The organism is Desulfonatronospira sp. MSAO_Bac3, from assembly GCF_003838035.1.
GTDB classification, from domain to species: Bacteria; Desulfobacterota; Desulfovibrionia; order Desulfovibrionales; family Desulfonatronovibrionaceae; genus Desulfonatronospira; species Desulfonatronospira thiodismutans.
In genome coordinates, this window is sequence record NZ_QYZY01000341.1 from 1 (window position 1) to 1,166 (window position 1,166).

At 52.3% G+C, this 1,166-nt stretch carries 3 protein-coding genes; all 3 read right to left on the bottom strand.

Annotated elements, in window-relative coordinates; translation table 11 throughout:
• Positions 1-196, bottom strand: a 196-nt coding sequence (locus D5S03_RS12010) for an S-adenosylmethionine synthetase N-terminal domain-containing protein (protein WP_287044192.1), incomplete at its 3' end; no start/stop codon positions are given.
• Positions 197-198: 2 nt separating this feature from the next.
• Entirely contained in the window at positions 199-855 is a 657-nt protein-coding gene (locus D5S03_RS12015; RefSeq protein WP_008870223.1) for a DUF502 domain-containing protein, read from the bottom strand.
• The coding region (locus D5S03_RS12020; RefSeq protein ID WP_287044193.1) for an aspartate 1-decarboxylase at positions 848-1,166 on the bottom strand (319 nt) is incomplete at its 5' end. The genes D5S03_RS12020 and D5S03_RS12015, both read right to left, overlap by 8 nt.

The following is a 1,166-nucleotide window of genomic DNA, read 5'->3' on the forward strand; positions in this document are numbered from 1 at the left end:
ATCCACTGGTGGTGATCTCTCCGGCAATAAAGGCAAGTCCCGTGGTGACTAAGGTCTCACAAGCCACCCTGGAGTATTTGTCCTGGGCCAGAATAGCATCCAGCACTGCATCTGAAATCTGCTCCGCCACCTTGTCCGGATGACCCTCGGTGGCGGACTCGGAAGTAAACACATAGTTTTTATTGGATAGGAACATAACTAACCCTTTTCATCTTTCTTTTCCGGGGTGAGTATTCCGCCGGACATAAGCAGCTTGAAGGAATCCTCCACGCTCATGTCCAGGGGTATGGTTTCATCTTCGGGTACCATGAGATAAAAACCGGAGGTAGGGTTGGGAGTAGTGGGCACGTATACATTGACCATTCTTCTTTTGGTCTTTTCCTGCAGCTCGCCCACTGCGACTCCGGTAACATAGGCCATGGCATACATTCCCTGCCTGGGGTATTCCACAAGCACCACCCGCTTGAAGTCCTTGGCCGTGCCCCTGGCTATGGTATCCAGAAGCTGCTTTACCGCTGTATAAATCTTATTGACTATGGGAATATGCTCAACAATTCGCTCCCATATATACACCAGCTTTTTGCCCAGATAATTGCGGACAAACATCCCGGAAAAGATCAGCACCAGCAAAAGCAGAATCAGGCCCAGCCCAGGGACCGGGAAAGGCATGAAATTCTCCGGGCGGTACGCAGGGGGAATAATGAGCAGGATACGGTCTATCCACTCTATGGTAACCTTTAAAATGAAAAAGGTAGCCACTATCGGGGCCAGAAACAGTATCCCGGCCAGGATATTCACCTTTAAAAACTTGCGCACACGGCCGAAAAGGGACAACTGTTCCCGGCGATCATCCATGCTGCTGCCCCTTTGCCTTGTTGGCCCCGTCCACCAGGACCACACTGGGGATATGCTCTTTTTGCTCCCGGGCATCCAGCAGGCAGTAGGCGGCAATGATCACCTTCTGCCCCGGGCTGCCCTTGTGGGCCGCAGCACCGTTAAGCCTTATCTCCCCGGGTTCTCCGCGAATTGCATAGGTAGTCAGGCGCTCCCCGTTGTCCAGGTTGTAAACATCCACCTGCTCAAAAGGAATAATCCCCGAGATCTCCAAAAGTTCCGGACAGATTGATATGCTGCCCTCGTAGTCCAGGCATGCTCCAGTCAGTGTG